Origin of the sequence: Streptomyces spirodelae (assembly GCF_017676385.1) — a bacterium.
Lineage (GTDB): Bacteria > Actinomycetota > Actinomycetes > Streptomycetales > Streptomycetaceae > Streptomyces > Streptomyces spirodelae.
The window spans coordinates 143,138-157,044 of record NZ_JAFFZN010000009.1; the positions used below are offsets into that span (position 1 = coordinate 143,138).

General features: G+C 73.7%; 15 protein-coding genes. 11 read left to right on the forward strand and 4 right to left on the reverse strand.

Annotated elements, in window-relative coordinates; all coding sequences use genetic code 11:
• The first annotated feature begins 33 nt into the window (after nucleotides 1-33).
• The 6 genes from JW592_RS12475 to JW592_RS12500 all read left to right on the forward strand — a co-directional run bounded on the left by JW592_RS12475 (nucleotide 34) and on the right by JW592_RS12500 (nucleotide 5,684).
• Nucleotides 34-573: a cupin domain-containing protein gene (locus JW592_RS12475; RefSeq protein ID WP_229375811.1), complete on the forward strand. Its 540-nt coding sequence runs from the start codon at nucleotides 34-36 to the stop codon at nucleotides 571-573.
• On the forward strand, nucleotides 573-1,703 hold the full coding sequence (locus JW592_RS12480) for a DegT/DnrJ/EryC1/StrS family aminotransferase (protein WP_209265084.1): 1,131 nt from the start codon (nucleotides 573-575) through the stop codon (nucleotides 1,701-1,703). The genes JW592_RS12475 and JW592_RS12480 overlap by 1 nt, the downstream gene beginning before the upstream one ends.
• 16 nt (nucleotides 1,704-1,719) lie before the next feature.
• A complete protein-coding gene (locus JW592_RS12485) occupies nucleotides 1,720-2,994 on the forward strand; it encodes a GNAT family N-acetyltransferase (protein WP_209265085.1) in 1,275 nt (424 codons plus the stop codon).
• 96 nt (nucleotides 2,995-3,090) lie between these two features.
• Entirely contained in the window at nucleotides 3,091-3,810 is a 720-nt protein-coding gene (locus tag JW592_RS12490; RefSeq protein ID WP_209265086.1) for a TIGR04282 family arsenosugar biosynthesis glycosyltransferase, read from the forward strand.
• Nucleotides 3,807-4,466 (forward strand): class I SAM-dependent DNA methyltransferase, encoded by a 660-nt coding sequence (locus JW592_RS12495; protein WP_209265087.1) that lies wholly within the window; start codon nucleotides 3,807-3,809, stop codon nucleotides 4,464-4,466. Before JW592_RS12490 ends, JW592_RS12495 begins: the two co-directional genes overlap by 4 nt.
• Nucleotides 4,467-4,661: 195 nt before the next feature.
• Nucleotides 4,662-5,684, forward strand: a complete 1,023-nt coding sequence (locus JW592_RS12500) for a zinc-dependent alcohol dehydrogenase (protein WP_209265088.1) — start codon at nucleotides 4,662-4,664, stop codon at nucleotides 5,682-5,684.
• Between the two features lie 16 nt (nucleotides 5,685-5,700).
• On the opposite strand, the gene JW592_RS33185 is transcribed toward JW592_RS12500, so the two are convergent.
• The 3 genes from JW592_RS33185 to JW592_RS12510 form a co-directional block, all read right to left on the reverse strand.
• Nucleotides 5,701-5,820: an LPFR motif small protein gene (locus JW592_RS33185; RefSeq protein WP_267878000.1), complete on the reverse strand. Its 120-nt coding sequence runs from the start codon at nucleotides 5,818-5,820 to the stop codon at nucleotides 5,701-5,703.
• Between the two features lie 71 nt (nucleotides 5,821-5,891).
• Entirely contained in the window at nucleotides 5,892-6,407 is a 516-nt protein-coding gene (locus JW592_RS12505; RefSeq protein WP_209265089.1) for a methylated-DNA--[protein]-cysteine S-methyltransferase, read from the reverse strand.
• A 106-nt stretch (nucleotides 6,408-6,513) separates the two neighbouring features.
• Nucleotides 6,514-7,980, reverse strand: coding sequence for an FGGY-family carbohydrate kinase (locus JW592_RS12510; RefSeq protein ID WP_209265090.1), 1,467 nt, complete (start codon nucleotides 7,978-7,980; stop codon nucleotides 6,514-6,516).
• A 146-nt stretch (nucleotides 7,981-8,126) separates the two neighbouring features.
• Here JW592_RS12510 and JW592_RS12515 point away from each other — a divergent pair, with 146 nt between their 5' ends.
• Genes JW592_RS12515 through JW592_RS12525 form a run of 3 tightly spaced genes read left to right on the forward strand, consistent with a single transcriptional unit; the run spans nucleotide 8,127 to nucleotide 11,154 of the window.
• Nucleotides 8,127-8,801, forward strand: coding sequence for a histidine phosphatase family protein (locus tag JW592_RS12515; protein ID WP_209265091.1), 675 nt, complete (start codon nucleotides 8,127-8,129; stop codon nucleotides 8,799-8,801).
• Nucleotides 8,798-9,616, forward strand: coding sequence for a DeoR/GlpR family DNA-binding transcription regulator (locus JW592_RS12520; protein ID WP_209265092.1), 819 nt, complete (start codon nucleotides 8,798-8,800; stop codon nucleotides 9,614-9,616). The genes JW592_RS12515 and JW592_RS12520 overlap by 4 nt, the downstream gene beginning before the upstream one ends.
• 53 nt (nucleotides 9,617-9,669) lie before the next feature.
• On the forward strand, nucleotides 9,670-11,154 hold the full coding sequence (locus JW592_RS12525; protein WP_209265163.1) for an FGGY-family carbohydrate kinase: 1,485 nt from the start codon (nucleotides 9,670-9,672) through the stop codon (nucleotides 11,152-11,154).
• Between the two features lie 61 nt (nucleotides 11,155-11,215).
• On the opposite strand, the gene JW592_RS12530 is transcribed toward JW592_RS12525, so the two are convergent.
• Nucleotides 11,216-12,091, reverse strand: coding sequence for an aminoglycoside phosphotransferase family protein (locus JW592_RS12530; RefSeq protein WP_209265093.1), 876 nt, complete (start codon nucleotides 12,089-12,091; stop codon nucleotides 11,216-11,218).
• Between the two features lie 183 nt (nucleotides 12,092-12,274).
• On the opposite strand from JW592_RS12530, the gene JW592_RS12535 reads away from it, so the two are divergent.
• Nucleotides 12,275-13,108, forward strand: coding sequence for a polysaccharide deacetylase family protein (locus tag JW592_RS12535; protein ID WP_307805390.1), 834 nt, complete (start codon nucleotides 12,275-12,277; stop codon nucleotides 13,106-13,108).
• Between the two features lie 94 nt (nucleotides 13,109-13,202).
• On the forward strand, nucleotides 13,203-13,745 hold the full coding sequence (locus JW592_RS12540) for a lytic polysaccharide monooxygenase auxiliary activity family 9 protein (protein WP_209265095.1): 543 nt from the start codon (nucleotides 13,203-13,205) through the stop codon (nucleotides 13,743-13,745).
• Nucleotides 13,746-13,907: the final 162 nt, after the last annotated feature.

Genomic DNA, 13,907 nt, shown 5'->3' on the forward strand with positions numbered 1-13,907 from the left:
CCCCCTCTCCTCCCCGCAAGCCAAGATCCCGCCATGGAAGGACCGCACATGGGCAGCCCCGCGACCGACGCCGGCTTCTCCGCCATCAGCGAGCCCGAGGGCGACACCGGGGCCCACGAGGCCCGCCCGGCGCGCGAAGTGGCCCCGGGCGTACGGGTCATCGAGTTCGCCGACACCAAGAAGGTCGTCAAACTGTGGGGCCAGGAGCGCTGGCTGCACGAGGAGGAGCCGGACGGCCCGTACGGCTTCAAGTTCATCCGTATCAAGGCGGGCCACCGCACCTCCCTCCAGTACCACGAGCACAAGCGGGAGAGCTACTTCATCCTGGAGGGCGAGGCGGTGATGCACTACCGGGAGACCCTCGACGGCGAGACACTGCGGCTCCCGATGCCCGCCGGGACGTTGGCGCACGTCGATCCCGGAGCCGTGCACCGGGTGGAGGGCGTCACCGACATCGTGCTGGTCGAGGTCTCCACCTACGACGACGGCTCGGACAACGTCCGTCTCGAGGACGACTACGGGCGTGGCGACGGCCGCATCGCAGACGAGCACGCCGAACGCGGCGAGCGCTGATGGGCGGCCCCAGCGGTTTCACCGTTCCCAAGTACCGCTATCCGGCCCAGTTCGAGGGTGGTGGGCGCGAGCTGCTGGCCCGGATCGAGGAGCTGCTGCTGCGCGGCGGCTATGTACTGGGCCAGGAGGTCGCCGAGTTCGAGGACCGGCTGGCCGCCTACCTGGGTGCCGCGTACACCGTCGGCGTGAACTCCGGTACGGACGCGCTGATCCTCGCCCTCGACGCGCTCGGCATCGGACCCGGCGACGAGGTCGTCACCGTCGCCAACTCCTTCCACGCCACCGCGCAGGCCATCGCCCGACGCGGCGCCACACCCGTGTACGTGGACTGCCGTGACGACGACTTCCTGATGGATCTCGACCAGCTCCAGGACGCGTTCACCGAGCGCACCCGCGCCGTCATCCTCGTCCACATGTTCGGCAAGGCGGCGGATGTGCCCAGCGCCCGGCGTCTGGCGCACGACGCCGGGGTCACCCTCGTCGAGGACTGCGCCCAGGCCATCGGAGCCCGCAGCCACGGAGTGCGCGTCGGCACCGCCTCGGCCGCGGGCTGCTGGAGCTTCGCACCGTCGAAGAACCTGGCAGCGGCAGGCGACGCCGGGGCGATCAGCGTCCAAGACGGCGAGCTGGCCGAACGGCTGCGGCTGCTGCGGCACTTCGGGCAGCCGCGCCAGAACCAGCACGAGATCCTCGGCTACAACTCCCGCCTCGACACCCTTCAGGCCCTGGTCCTGCTGCACAAGCTCGACCGGCTCGACGCCTGGAACGCCGGCCGGGCCGAGGTGGCCGCCACCTACCGCGAGCGGCTGGCCGGACTTCCGCTGCGCTTCCAGCAGCCCGGCGAGGACGGCGAGCATGTCTACCACCTCTTCCAGGTCCGCACCGAGACCGCACAGGACCGCGACGGGCTGCTGGAGCACCTGATCGCCTCCGGCGTCGACGCCGTTGTCCGCTACCCCGTGCCGCTGCCGCACCAGCCGGCCCTCGCCGGTCCCGCCGCGCAGCGCCATCCCTGCCCGGTCGCCGAAGAGCTGTCCCGGCAGACCCTCTGCCTGCCCATACGCGCCGACCTGGACGCCCAGGAGATCGGCCACGTGTGCGACGCGGTCACCGGCTACTTCACCGGCTGAGGGAGAGACCGAACTGATGGAGACCCGCGTCCGCACGGCCGCCGACGACGCCGAATTCGAGGGCTACCTCGCCCAGACCCGGCACGCCTTCGGCAAGGTCCCCTACGACCACGCCACCCTGCGCGCCCACGGCGTCACCGCGGTGGCCGTCCGCGGAGCCGATGTGCTGGGCGGCGGGCTCTTCCTGCCGTTCGCCCAGCACTTCGGCGGTCGCCCCGTCCCCTCCGGCGGCGTGGCCTGGCTGGCCGTCGCACCCTGGGAGCGCGGCGCGGGGCTCGCCCGCCGGCTCACCGAGGAGGGCACCGACCGGCTGCGCGGCGAGCACGGTGCGGTGCTGGCCTGCGCCTGGACGCCCGCACCCGGCGTGTACCGGCGGTGGGGCTGGGAGTCCGCAGCCGTCGCCTCCGGGTACGCTCTCGACCCCGCCCAGCTCCCGCCTCCCGCACCCGGCTTCGAGACGGTGCTGCCGGACGGAACCGCCTGCGCCCGGCTGCGCGAGCGGCTGGCCCCGGACTGGAACGGACCGCTGCGCAGACCCGACTGGTGGCGCGGGTGGAAACAGCGGACCACCGAGGGGGCCTTGACGGTGGGTGTCGCCCGCGAGGGGGAGCGGGAGCCCTGCGGCGACGGGCCCGGCGGCGACTCGCGCGACGGCCACTCGCCCTGGGGCGACTCGCCCTGGGACGACTCAGCCTGGGGCGACTCACGCGGCAGCCACCTGGCCGGATACGCGACCGTCACCGTCGAGCCGTACCGCCCTTGGGGCGTCGCCGCCGTCGTCCACGACTTCTGGCACGACGGACTCGACGCACTCCCCGCGCTGCTGGCGGCCGTCAGCGCCCGCTCACCGCAGGTGCGCCAGATCCGCTTCCGCCGCTCGGTGCTGCCACGCGCCAACGCCCTGCAGTGGGTGCTGGACCAGTACACGGTGCACGAGGAGGGCTGGTATCCGTGGGTGCTGCGGCTGCTCGACATCCGCCGTGCCCTGGAGGCGCGCGGCTGGGACCCGCAGCCGCGCGGCGGCGTCGGGCTGGAAGTCGTCTCCCCTCAGGGCAAGAGCGCCCCCTACGTGCTCACCTTCGAAGACGGCCTGATGCACGTCCAGCGCGGCAGCCACCCCTCGGCCCGCACCGTGCGGCTGCCCTCGCCCACGCTCGCCGCCTGGTACGCGGGCGGGCTGCCGCTGCGGCACGCGGCCCGGCTCGGCATGGCCGAGGGCGACGGACGCGACCTGGCCCTGCTGGACGCGCTGGCCGCGGGACCCGCGCCCTGGCTGCCCGAGAGCTTCTGACGTGAGAGCGCATTCCCCCATCGGGACCAGCCCCTCCACCGCGACCACCCGCCCCTCCACCGCGACCGCCCCCCGACCCACCACCGAGGACGCGTGATGCCGGTGCCGGAGCCCACCACGCTGCTCGTCCTGGCCAAGGAGCCCCGCGCGGGACACGCAAAGACCCGCCTCGCCCCCGCCTTCACCCCGCACGGAGCAGCAGCCCTCGCCTCCGCGGCGCTCACCGACACCCTCCGCGCCGTCCTGGCGGCCCCCGCGCGCCGCCGCGTGCTGGTACTGGACGGCAGCCCGGGTCCGTGGCTGCCCGCACCCGAGGACGGCGGCGACCGTATCGAGATCGTGCCGCAGGCCGGCGGCGGCCTGGACGAGCGGCTGGCCGCCGCGTTCGCCCTGTGCGACGGGCCCGCGCTGCTCGTCGGCATGGACACCCCCCAACTGACCCCCGCGTTACTCGCGCCGCCCACCGGCCCGGACGCCTGGCGGGACTGCGACGCCTACTTCGGGCCCGCGGCCGACGGAGGCTTCTGGGCGCTCGGCCTGGCCGCACCCGACCCCGCGCTGCTGCGCGGCGTGCCCATGTCCACCGCCACCACCGGAGCTGTACAGCGCGCCCGGCTCGTCGAGGCCGGACTGCTGGTCCGCGATCTGCCGCGGCTGCGGGACGTGGACGAGCCCGCCGACGCCGAGGCGGTCTCGGCACAGGCGCCCGAGAGCCTGTTCGCCGCCGAACACGCCCGGCTGCGGCGGCTGCTGGGCTCACCCCACGCGCCGGCCGCCCCGCACGCGCGGAGCGCGCCGGGGGTGGGGGAGACGTGAGAGAGCGGGCGCGCGCCGACGCCGCCTCCTGGACCGAGGACCCCTACACCGAGGCCCTCGCTCTCGGCCGCGGTCCGCTCCGTCTGCGCGCGGCCGACGGCTGGTCCCTCGCGCTGGACGTGGAGCGCTGGTGTGCCGTCGCCGACGCGGCCGACATGACCGTGCTGGACCGCTGCCAAGGCACCGTGCTCGACATCGGCTGCGGCCCCGGCCGTCTGGTGGCCGCGCTGGGCGAGTACGGGCACCCCTCGCTCGGCATCGACATCAACGCCGCGGCCGTCGCCCGTACCGTACGGCGCGGCGGACGGGCCCTGCGCCGCTCCGTCTTCGACCCACCGCCCCCGCCAGGCACCTGGGACACCGCCCTCCTCGTCGACGGAAACATCGGCATCGGCGGCGACCCCGCGCTGCTGCTGCGCCGCGTCGCCGGTCTGGTGCGGCCCGGTGGGCTGCTGCTGGTCGAGGTCGCCGGCGAGGACGTCGACGAACGGCTCCGGGTGTGGATGGAGAACGCTCGCGGCGCCACCGGCACCCCCTTCCCCTGGGCCCGCCTCGGCGCCCCGGCCCTGCGCCGCGTCGCCCGCGTCAGCGGCTGGTCGCCGGTGGACAGCTGGTCGAAGGACGCCCGCGACTTCGCCGCACTGCGCCGCGGCTGACGCGGGCTCCGCCCGGACCCCGCGCGGGCGCCGCACCGCGACCGCGCACCCTCGTGACCGGCCGGCACCCGTCCCGTGCCATGATCCAGGGGTGACCGGAAGCGGCGGAAGCGCGGCACCGCCCCACCCCCCTCACCGCACGCGCCGCGCCCCTCGAAAGGACACGTGTTGAAGGGGAACTGGCCCGGTGGCACGATGCGTGCCGCCCGCATCACCGGCGTCGGACAGACCGATCTCGCAACCGTCCCGGTGCCCGAACCCGAGCCGGGCACCGCGCTGGTGCGCACCCGGCACGTGGGGATCTGCGGAACGGACCTGGAGATCCTGCACGGCACCTCGGCCTTCCTGCTCGACGGCCGCCTCACCTTCCCGCACGTCTTCGGACACGAGTGGTACGGCGAGCTGGCCGCCTACGCCGACGAGCCACCGGCGCACGCCCCCGCGGTCGGCTCGCTCGTCGTCGGCCGCACGATGGTCGAGTGCGGCCACTGCGCCCAGTGCCACGCCGGGCGCGCGCAGATGTGCACCGCGCTGCGCGAGACCGGTCTGTACGGGTTGCAGGGTGGCGCCGCCGACTACGTACGGGTGCCCACGCACGCGCTCACGCCGCTGCCCGCCGGGCTCCCGGAGCCGGCCGGTGCGCTGATCGAGCCGGCGGTCTCCGTGGTGGAGGCGTTCGAGCGGGCACGGCTGCGGTTCGACGACCAGGTGGCCGTCATCGGCACCGGCACCATGGGTCTGCTGGCCGTCCAGTTCGCGCACCGGTACGCAGCCAAGGTGCACGCGGTCGGCATCGACCGGCCGGGACTCGAACTGGCTCTGCGCTGCGGAGCCGACGCAGCCCTGCACGCCGACGAGGCCCCCGAGAACGCCTACTCCCTGGTCGTGGAGGCTTCCGGCGCCGCATCCGCCTTCACCGGGGCGCTGCGGACAGCCGAGCGCGGCGGCCGGGTGGCGCTGGTGGGCGTCGCCAGGGAGCCGGTCTCCTTCGTGCCCGGCGAACTCTCCCTCAAGGGCGTGGACGTCCTCGGCATCCAGCACGGCACCTCCCACTACGACCGTACGGTCGAGCTCTTCGAGCGGGGCGTCCTGGACGCGGGGCCGCTCCTCGCCGACGTCCTTCCCGCCGAGTCGGCGGAGTCCGTGCGGGCCGCCTTCGCACTGCTGGAGCAGGGCAGAAGCGGGCCGCCGAAGGTCCTGTTGACCTTCGGCGGCTGACGCTGCTGACCGCCCCTCAGTGGGCCGAGCGGGAGGCCCCGCCCAGCAGCCGGGCCACGGCCCGGAACGGCAGTGTGACGACTGTGGCGATGGTGCCGCCTATGGCACGCAGTACATCGGCGATGGCGCGGAGCATGGTGTCCTCCTTGCCGCGAGCGATCGGGTGTCCGCCTCACGGGTGGCCGCTTCTGCCGAGGACAAACCACCTCACCACAGAGTCGCCCCGCCACCCGCCCCCTGCGGGACCAGGGCGCCTCGCTCGAAGTCGAGGAGGTGGCGCTTGCGTTCGATGCCGCCGCCGTATCCGGTCAGCTGCCCGGTCGAGCCGATGACCCGGTGGCAGGGGACGACGATGCTGATCGGGTTCCGCCCGTTGGCCAGCCCGACGGCGCGCGCCGCGCCCGGCCTGCCGATCCGTTCGGCGAGCTGTCCGTAGGAGAGCGTCCCGCCGTAGGGGATCTCGCACAGCGCGTCCCACACGGTGCGCTGGAAGTCGGTCCCGTGCGGTGCGAGAGGCACCGTGAACCGGGTGCGTTCCCCCGCGAAATACTCGCCCAGCTGCTCCGTCACCGCGCCGAAGGCGCTCGGGTCGGGCACCCCGAACGTCTCCTGGGCCGGACGGTGCCGCTGTTCGTCCATGTAGACGGCCGACAGGACCCCGTCGGTCGCGACGAGGGTCAGCGGCCCGAGGGGGCTGTCGATGACGGTGTGCGTGCGGTACATGGCGCGTCCCTTCTCCGTTCCCCTCCAGTCTCGCGGTACGCGCGCGCCGGGACTGGCGGAAAAGCGACATCACGGTCCCGGGGCACGGCCCGGATTCCGGGGCCGGTCATCCGCCCCAGCGGTCCCGTGCCGCCGCCACCCGCTCGCGGTAATCGGCATAACCCTGCTCGTAGCCCGCGCGTTCGGCCTCGTCCGGCTCCACCAGCCGGTACCCGGCGTGCCACCGCTCCTCGTCCACCGGGTCGCCCAGTGCGGCGCGGGCCACCACGGCAGCGCCCTTGGCGCCGACCTCCGTCTCGGCCGGTACCCGCACCGGGCGGCCGAGGATTCCGGCGAACGTCCGCATCCAGCCCTCGGATCGGGTGCCGCCGCCGCAGGCTGCGAGCGTCCGCGACAGCCCTGCGGTCTCCAGACAGTGGCGTGCCGCGTAGCCGACGGCCTCGCACATGGCGCGCACCAGATCGGCCCTCTCGTGCGCCAGCGACATGCCCTCGAAGGAGGCCCGCGCCTCGGGCTCGACGAACGGCGCCCGCTCGCCCGCCTCCGACAGGAACGGCAGCGCCACCACACCGCGGGCGCCGGCCGGGCTCTTGTCCAGCAGCGTCTCCAGGTCGTCGGTGGAGGCGCCGACCATGCCGAGCGCCCAGTCGATCCCGGCCGTGCCGACCATCGCGGGCAGGGCGCGCAGCCAGCGGCCGGTCTCGGGTGTGCACAGCCACATCCCGGCCGGCTCCCCGTCCGGCTCCCGGTCCGTACGCTCGGTGAGCACCTGGCAGGCCAGTGTGGTGCCCACGGTCAGCAGGCCGTCGCCGGTCTCCCTTACACCGCTGCCGATGGCGCAGGCGGGCAGGTCGTAGGGGCCCGAGGTGACCGGCAGTCCGGCGGGCAGCCCGAGCAGCGCGGCTCCCTCCCGGCCGAGGGCGAGCACGGCGCGGGGCGCGGCGGGTTCGGGCAGCAGCCGGGCCAGCTCCGCCACGCCGCAGGCGGCCAGCGCGGCGGGGGAGTAGGTGCGGGTCACCGGGTCGAGGAAGGGCAGGGTGGCGTCGGAGGCGTCCACGCTGACCGTGCCGGTCAGCCGCTGGGCGACGGCGTCGACGCAGTAGCCCGCGACCGCCGTGCGCTCCAGCGTCTCGGGTTCGTGCTCGCGCAGCCACGCGAGCAGGGGCGCGTGGCAGCCGGGGAACAGGCCGGAGCCGGTGTGCCGGAAGACCTCGCGCACGGTGCCGTCCCGCTGCCAGCGGCTGACCAGCGGTGCCGCGCGGCCGTCCATCCAGGAGATCATGCGCCGTACGGGCCGGCCCTGGGCGTCGCGCAGCCACAGACCGTCGCCCTGCCCGGTGAGGGCGAGCGCGGTGGGCGGTGCCGGCAGCGCCGCGGTGACCTCTGTGACCACTTGCGCGACACCGGCCAGTACCTCTTCCAGGTCCTGCTCGACGATGCCGCCCGGCGCGCGCAACAGCGTGGAGCGGCGTACCGCGGCGTGCAGCCGGTTGCCGTCGCGGTCGAAGGCGACGGCTTTGGTGACGGAGGTGCCGATGTCGACACCGATGATCGCCCCGCTGCTTTCACTCATGGCTGTCCGCCTTCCCGTCCCGGCAGTTCGCACTGCTCTCCACATCGAGGTTGTTATATTTATAGCGCTTGACGTGAAGAAGCCCAATGGGCTGGGAGTGTGCGCCACACCGCACCCGCCCGCCGCACCGAGGTCCTGGAGGACGTATGACCGCCCGGCTCCTGCTCGTACGGCACGGCCAGACCGCCTGGCACGACGAGAACCGGTACGCCGGGATCTCGGACATCGCGCTGACCGACACCGGGCGGTGGCAGGCCGAACGGCTGGGCGAGTGGGCGGTGGCCCGCTCCCGGCGGGAGCCCATCGGCGCGGTCGTCAGCTCACCGCTGGAGCGTGCGCGGGACACCGCCCGGCCCGCGGCCCGGGCGCTGGGGCTGGCCCCGGCCGTGCACGAGGGGCTGCGGGAGGCCGACTTCGGCTGGGGCGAGGGCCGCACCATCGCGGAGATGACCGCCGAAGCGCCGGAGCTGGTGCGCGCCTTCCAGCAGGACGCGGAGACCGGTGCCTTCCCCGGTTCCGAGCCGCCCAGCGCCGTGGCGCAGCGGGTGTGCGGGGCGCTGTGCGAGGTCGCGGCGGACCACGAGGGGCGCACGGTGCTGGTGGTGGCGCACAACACCGCCTTCCGTATCGCGCTGTGCGCGATGCTCGGCATCCCCGTGGGGCGCTACCGGCTGGTGCTGCCCCGGCTCGACAACGCGGCGGTCACCGAGATCGAGGTGACCGGTGACCGCACGGCGCTGCGCTCGCTGAACGTGCCCACCGCCGTCGACGCGGCGGCCTGCGGTCACGCGCCGCTGGCGACCCCAACGGCCGCGGGATGAGCGGGGAGAACGCCGTGGCCGGCCAGGGGCAGCCGACGGGCTCGGCCCGCTCGCAGGAGAACCGCAGACAGCGCATCGCCGAGTACGTGGTGGGGCACGGCACGGTGACCGTGAGCCGGCTCGCCGAGACCATGGGCGTCAGCGTGATGACCGTGCACCGGGACCTGGAGGCGCTGGCCAGGCGGGGCGTGCTGCGGCGCTTCCGCGGTGGCGTCTCGGCGCTGCCCACCAGCGTCTTCGAGAGCAACCTCGACTACCGGCTGGGCGTCCATGTCGCGGAGAAGGAGGCGGTGGCCCGGGAGGCCGCCGAGCTGGTCGAGCCGGGCATGTCGGTGATGCTCGACGACTCCACCTCCGTGCTGGCGCTGGCCGCGCTGCTGCGCGAGCGCACACCGCTGACCGTGCTGACGAACGCGCGCCGGGTGCTGGAGGTGTTCGCCGGGCGCGAGGAGATCCGTCTGATCGCGCTGGGCGGTGAGTACTCCCACACCCACGACTCCTTCCTGGGGGTGCCCTGTGTGGAGGCCATCGAGGCGATGTCGGTGGATCTGGTGCTGGTGAGCACGTCGGCGATGAACGGGCACATGACCTTCCACCAGGAGCAGGACGTGGTGCTCGTGAAGCGGGCCATGCTCGCCTCCGGTGCGCGTACGGCGCTGCTGATGGATCACTCCAAGGTCGCCCGTACGGCGCTGCACCGGCTGTGCCCGGTGGCCGACTTCGACCACGTCGTGGTGGACGACGGGGTGGACGGCGACCTGGTGGCCGAACTGGGGGAGCACACCGATGTACGGGTCGCGGAGGTGAACGGCTGAGCGCGCTATCACACAGAGCGTGTGAAATTAACATCGTGACTGAGAGGTATGCCATGCACAGCCCAGCCCCGGCGCCCGGACCCACCCCCTCCACTGCTGCCGCCACCCCACTCGTCGCCGGGATCGATGTCGCAACGGCCGCTGTCCGCGTCGTTTGCGTCGACGCACACGGCACGGTGTTCGCCGAGGGCCGGGCCGCACTGCCCGAGCCGGTCCGCGAGGGCGGCCGCAGCGAGCAGGACGCCACCCGCTGGTGGCCCGCCACCGCCGAGGCGCTCCGCCAGGCCACCTCAGCGCTGCCCGCGCGCGGCGCCGAGGTGTCAGCCGTCGCCGTCTCCGCCACCTCCGGCACCTTCGTACCGGCCGACGCGGACGGCCGGGCGCTGGGCCCGGCGCTGATGTACGACGACCGCAGGGCGGCCGATCTCAACGCCGAAGCACAGCGCCTGGGCGCGGACCGCTGGCGGGCGCTCGGCCTCACCGTAGGACCCACCGCGGCGCTCGGCCGGGCCGCTTGGTGCGCACGGCACGCGGCCGGCATCCCCGGCACCGCGCGGCTCCTGCACACGCCCGACCTGCTCGGCCGGCACCTGACAGGGGCGCCCGTGGCCACTGACTGGAGCCACGCGCTCAAGACCGGGTACGACCCGCGCGCGGGCGAGTGGCCGGTCGAGATCCTCGACGCGCTCGGCATCCCGGCGCACTGGCTGCCCCCGGTCCAGCCGCCGGGCACCTCGGTCGGCACCGTCTGCGCCGAAGCGGCGGCCGAGACGGGGCTGCCGGTGGGCTGCGATGTACGGCTGGGCATGACGGACGGCTGTACGGGGCAGCTCGCCACCGGTGCGGTGGCACCTGGCCAGTTCGTGGGCGTCCTGGGCACCACCTACGTCCTCAAGGGCGTCACCCGCGAGCTGGTCACCGACCCGGCCGGCGCCCTCTACAGCCACCGGCACCCGGACGGCTGGTGGCTGCCGGGCGGCGCCTCCAACACCGGCGGGGAGGCCCTCGCACACCGCGCCGCCGGACAACTGCCCGCGCTCGACCAGGCCGCCGCGGCGCGCGGCCCCGCCTCCTGCGTGAGCTATCCGCTGCGCCGCGAGGGAGAGCGCTTCCCGTTCGTGGCCGGGGCAGCGCGCGGCTTCACCCTCGGCACTCCGGCCGACGACGCCGACCGGCACCGCGCGGACCTGGAGGGCGTCGCCTTCCTCGAACGGCTCGCCCTGGAGCGGGTCGCGGCGCTGGGGGTGCCCGTGACGGCCCCGCTCTACGCGGCGGGCGGCGGCAGCCGCAGCCCGCTGTGGACCCGCATCCGCGCCACGGTGCTCGGCCACCCGCTTCGGGTGGCCGAGCGTGCGGAGACGGCTTTCGGCGCCGCCCTGCTGGCCGCCACCGGCACGCTGTACCCCTCGCTGGAGAAGGCCGCGGCCGCCATGACGGGCGAGGGCCGGCTGGTCGAGCCGGTGCCGGGGGAGAAGGACGCGCTGGACGAGTCGTACGCACGCTTCACGGAAGAGCTGGCCACGCGCGGGTGGTTGTAGCCGAACGTGGTGGTTGCGGCCGTCTCTGATACCGCAGGACGGCCGCAACGACGGCGTTCGGTCAGAAGGGATGCCACCGCACCGTGGGGTCCGACTCGCGCAGTGAGGCCACCCGCCGCTGGAACTCGGCGCGCGCCGCCGGGTTGCCCGGCGCATGTTGCGAGACCCACGCGCAGCTTGCCGTCTCGCGCGCTCCCCGGAGCACCGCGCACCCCTCCCACTCGCGCACGTCCCAGCCGTAGGTGGCGCAGAAGGTCTCGTACTCGGCCTCCGGCAGGCCGTAGCGGTCGAGGCTGAGCGCCATCACGACCAGGTCGTGCTCGCGCAGGTCCGAGGAGAACGTCTCCAGGTCCACCAGCAGCGGCCCCTGCGGGGTGACGTGCACGTTGCGGGGCAGCGCGTCACCGTGCACCGGGCCGGGCCGTAGGTGGGGGACGAGGCCGGGCAGCGCGGCGAGGACGTCGTCCCGGCGCGCCCGCAGGAACGCCGCGTCCTCCCGCGGTACCGCGTCCCCGGCCAGCCGCAGCCAACGCTCCACCCCGCCCAGCAGCTCCCGCGCGGGCAGGGGGAACGGCGGCTCGGGCAGCGCGTGGACGAGCCGCAGCAGCCCGGCCAGGTCCGCAGCCGCCGCGGGACGCACCGCGGCGGGCAGCCGCCGCCAGAAGGTGACAGGGTGGTCCCCGACGAGCCGCGGCTGCGGTTCTGCCGCGCGTACGGCGGGCACGCCCTCGCTCTCCAGCCAGTTCGCCACCCGCAGCTCGTGCTCGGCGCGCGCCAGCAGCTGCGGGTCCCGCCCGATGCGTACGACCGTCCCGCCCAGCGCGAAGACGGCGTTCTCGCCCAGGGACAGCAGCTCCGCCGTACCGCCGGGGCCACCCGTCGCGGTGGCCAGCACCTCCCGTGCCAGGTCCTCGGTGAATGCCACGCTGGTCGCCATCGACTGTGCTCTCCCTGCTCTCGGTCGGTCCGGTTCCAAGGTCCTACAGGGTGCCCCGTCGGCTGCCGCACAGGCATGCCTCGAATGCGGCGTATATCTCATCTCCACGACGCAACCGCTGATCCCTCCGAGAGGTCTGCATCAGTGCCGAGACCGGTGAAATCGGGACAGTTGGGAGCAGTAGTGCGCAGCAAGCGGGGCAGCAGGCCGACGACCGTGGCGTTCGCCGCCGCGGCGGGGACCGTGGCGGTCGGTCTGCTGACGGCGTTCGTCGGGACGAGCGCGGGGGCGGCGGCCTCCGGCCGGCACCCGGGCTGGGAGCAGAGCGTGCGCGCGGCGCGTGTCCAGCAGGAGTCCGCGGCTCCCGAGCAGAAGCCGCATGCGGGGCCCGCGCGGCCGAAGGCTCCCCGGAAGGTCAGCCGGTCGATAAGCCACCGTACGGCCACCGGCGGGCGCTCCGTCTCGCTCACCCTTGACGACGGACCGCATCCTGAGTGGACGCCCAAGACGCTGGACCTGCTGCGCCGGTACCACGTCAAGGCCACCTTCTGTCTGATAGGTCCCAACGCGGAGCGCTATCCGAAGCTCGTCCGGCGGATCGTCGCCGAGGGGCACCGGCTGTGCGACCACTCGGTCGACCACGACACGGGGATGGATCACAAGTCGGTCGCCTACCAGAAGCGGCAGATACTCGGCGCCAAGCGCATGATCGACAAGGCGTCGGGCGGGGCGCGGATCTACTACTACCGCGCTCCGGGCGGTGCCTTCACCCCGGCCAGCCGCCGGGTGGCGGCCGAGCACGGTATGCGGCCGCTGGGCTGGGTCGTGGACCCGGGGGACTGGCAGCTGCCCGGTACGGAGGCGATCGTCCGGCACGCCAAGGAGCAGGTGGAGGACGGCGCCGTGATCCTCCTCCACGACGGCGGCGGTGACCGCTCCGAGTCGTACCAGGCGCTGCGGGAGTTGCTGCCGTGGCTCAAGGAACAGGGCTACAGCTTCAGTTTTCCGAAGGCGTGAGCGTTCCCGCGCGAAGGGTTGACCGACCACGGTCAGTCGTTAAAGTCTAGACCAATCCCCACTGTGTGCTCTCCCCCCCACCGAAGGAGCTGAGATGCACCGGACCAAGAAGCAGAAGCAGCCTCGCAGACGGAAGTTGGCGGCATGCGCCGGCGTCGGCCTCGCCCCACTCCTGGTCCTCGGTCTCACGTCGACCCCCGCCGAGGCGCACGGCTGGATCACCAACCCGGCCAGCCGCCAGGAACAGTGCGCCCGCGGCGTCGTCTCCTGCGGCTCGATCAAGTGGGAACCGCAGAGCGTCGAAGGCCCCAAGGGGCTCAAGGACTGTGCGGGCGGCAACGAGCGCTTCGCCGACCTGCGCGACGACAACAAGGGCTGGCGCGTCACCGACGTCGGCAGCTCGACGGACTTCAACTGGAAGTTCACCGCCCGGCACCGCACCACCAACTGGCAGTACTTCATCGGCAATACGAAGATCGCCGAGATCGGTGGCGGAGGTGCACAGCCACCCGAGACCGTCTCGCACCACGTCGACTTCCGCGGCTTCACCGGCAAGCAGAAGGTGCTCGCGGTATGGAACATCGCTGATACGGCCAACGCCTTCTACGCCTGCGTCGACGTCAACATCCGCGGCTGACGCCCACCGCGCCCGGCCCACCGCGGCCACCCCGCCAACACGCGGGGTGGCCGCGGTGTTTTCGGCGCCCGCGGCAGCGCGCCGGACGGATTTCACGGGGCGGGCCCCGTCTATATTTCACTCGCGAGCAATTGCCATTCTTACGTCACAGCCGCCGCATTC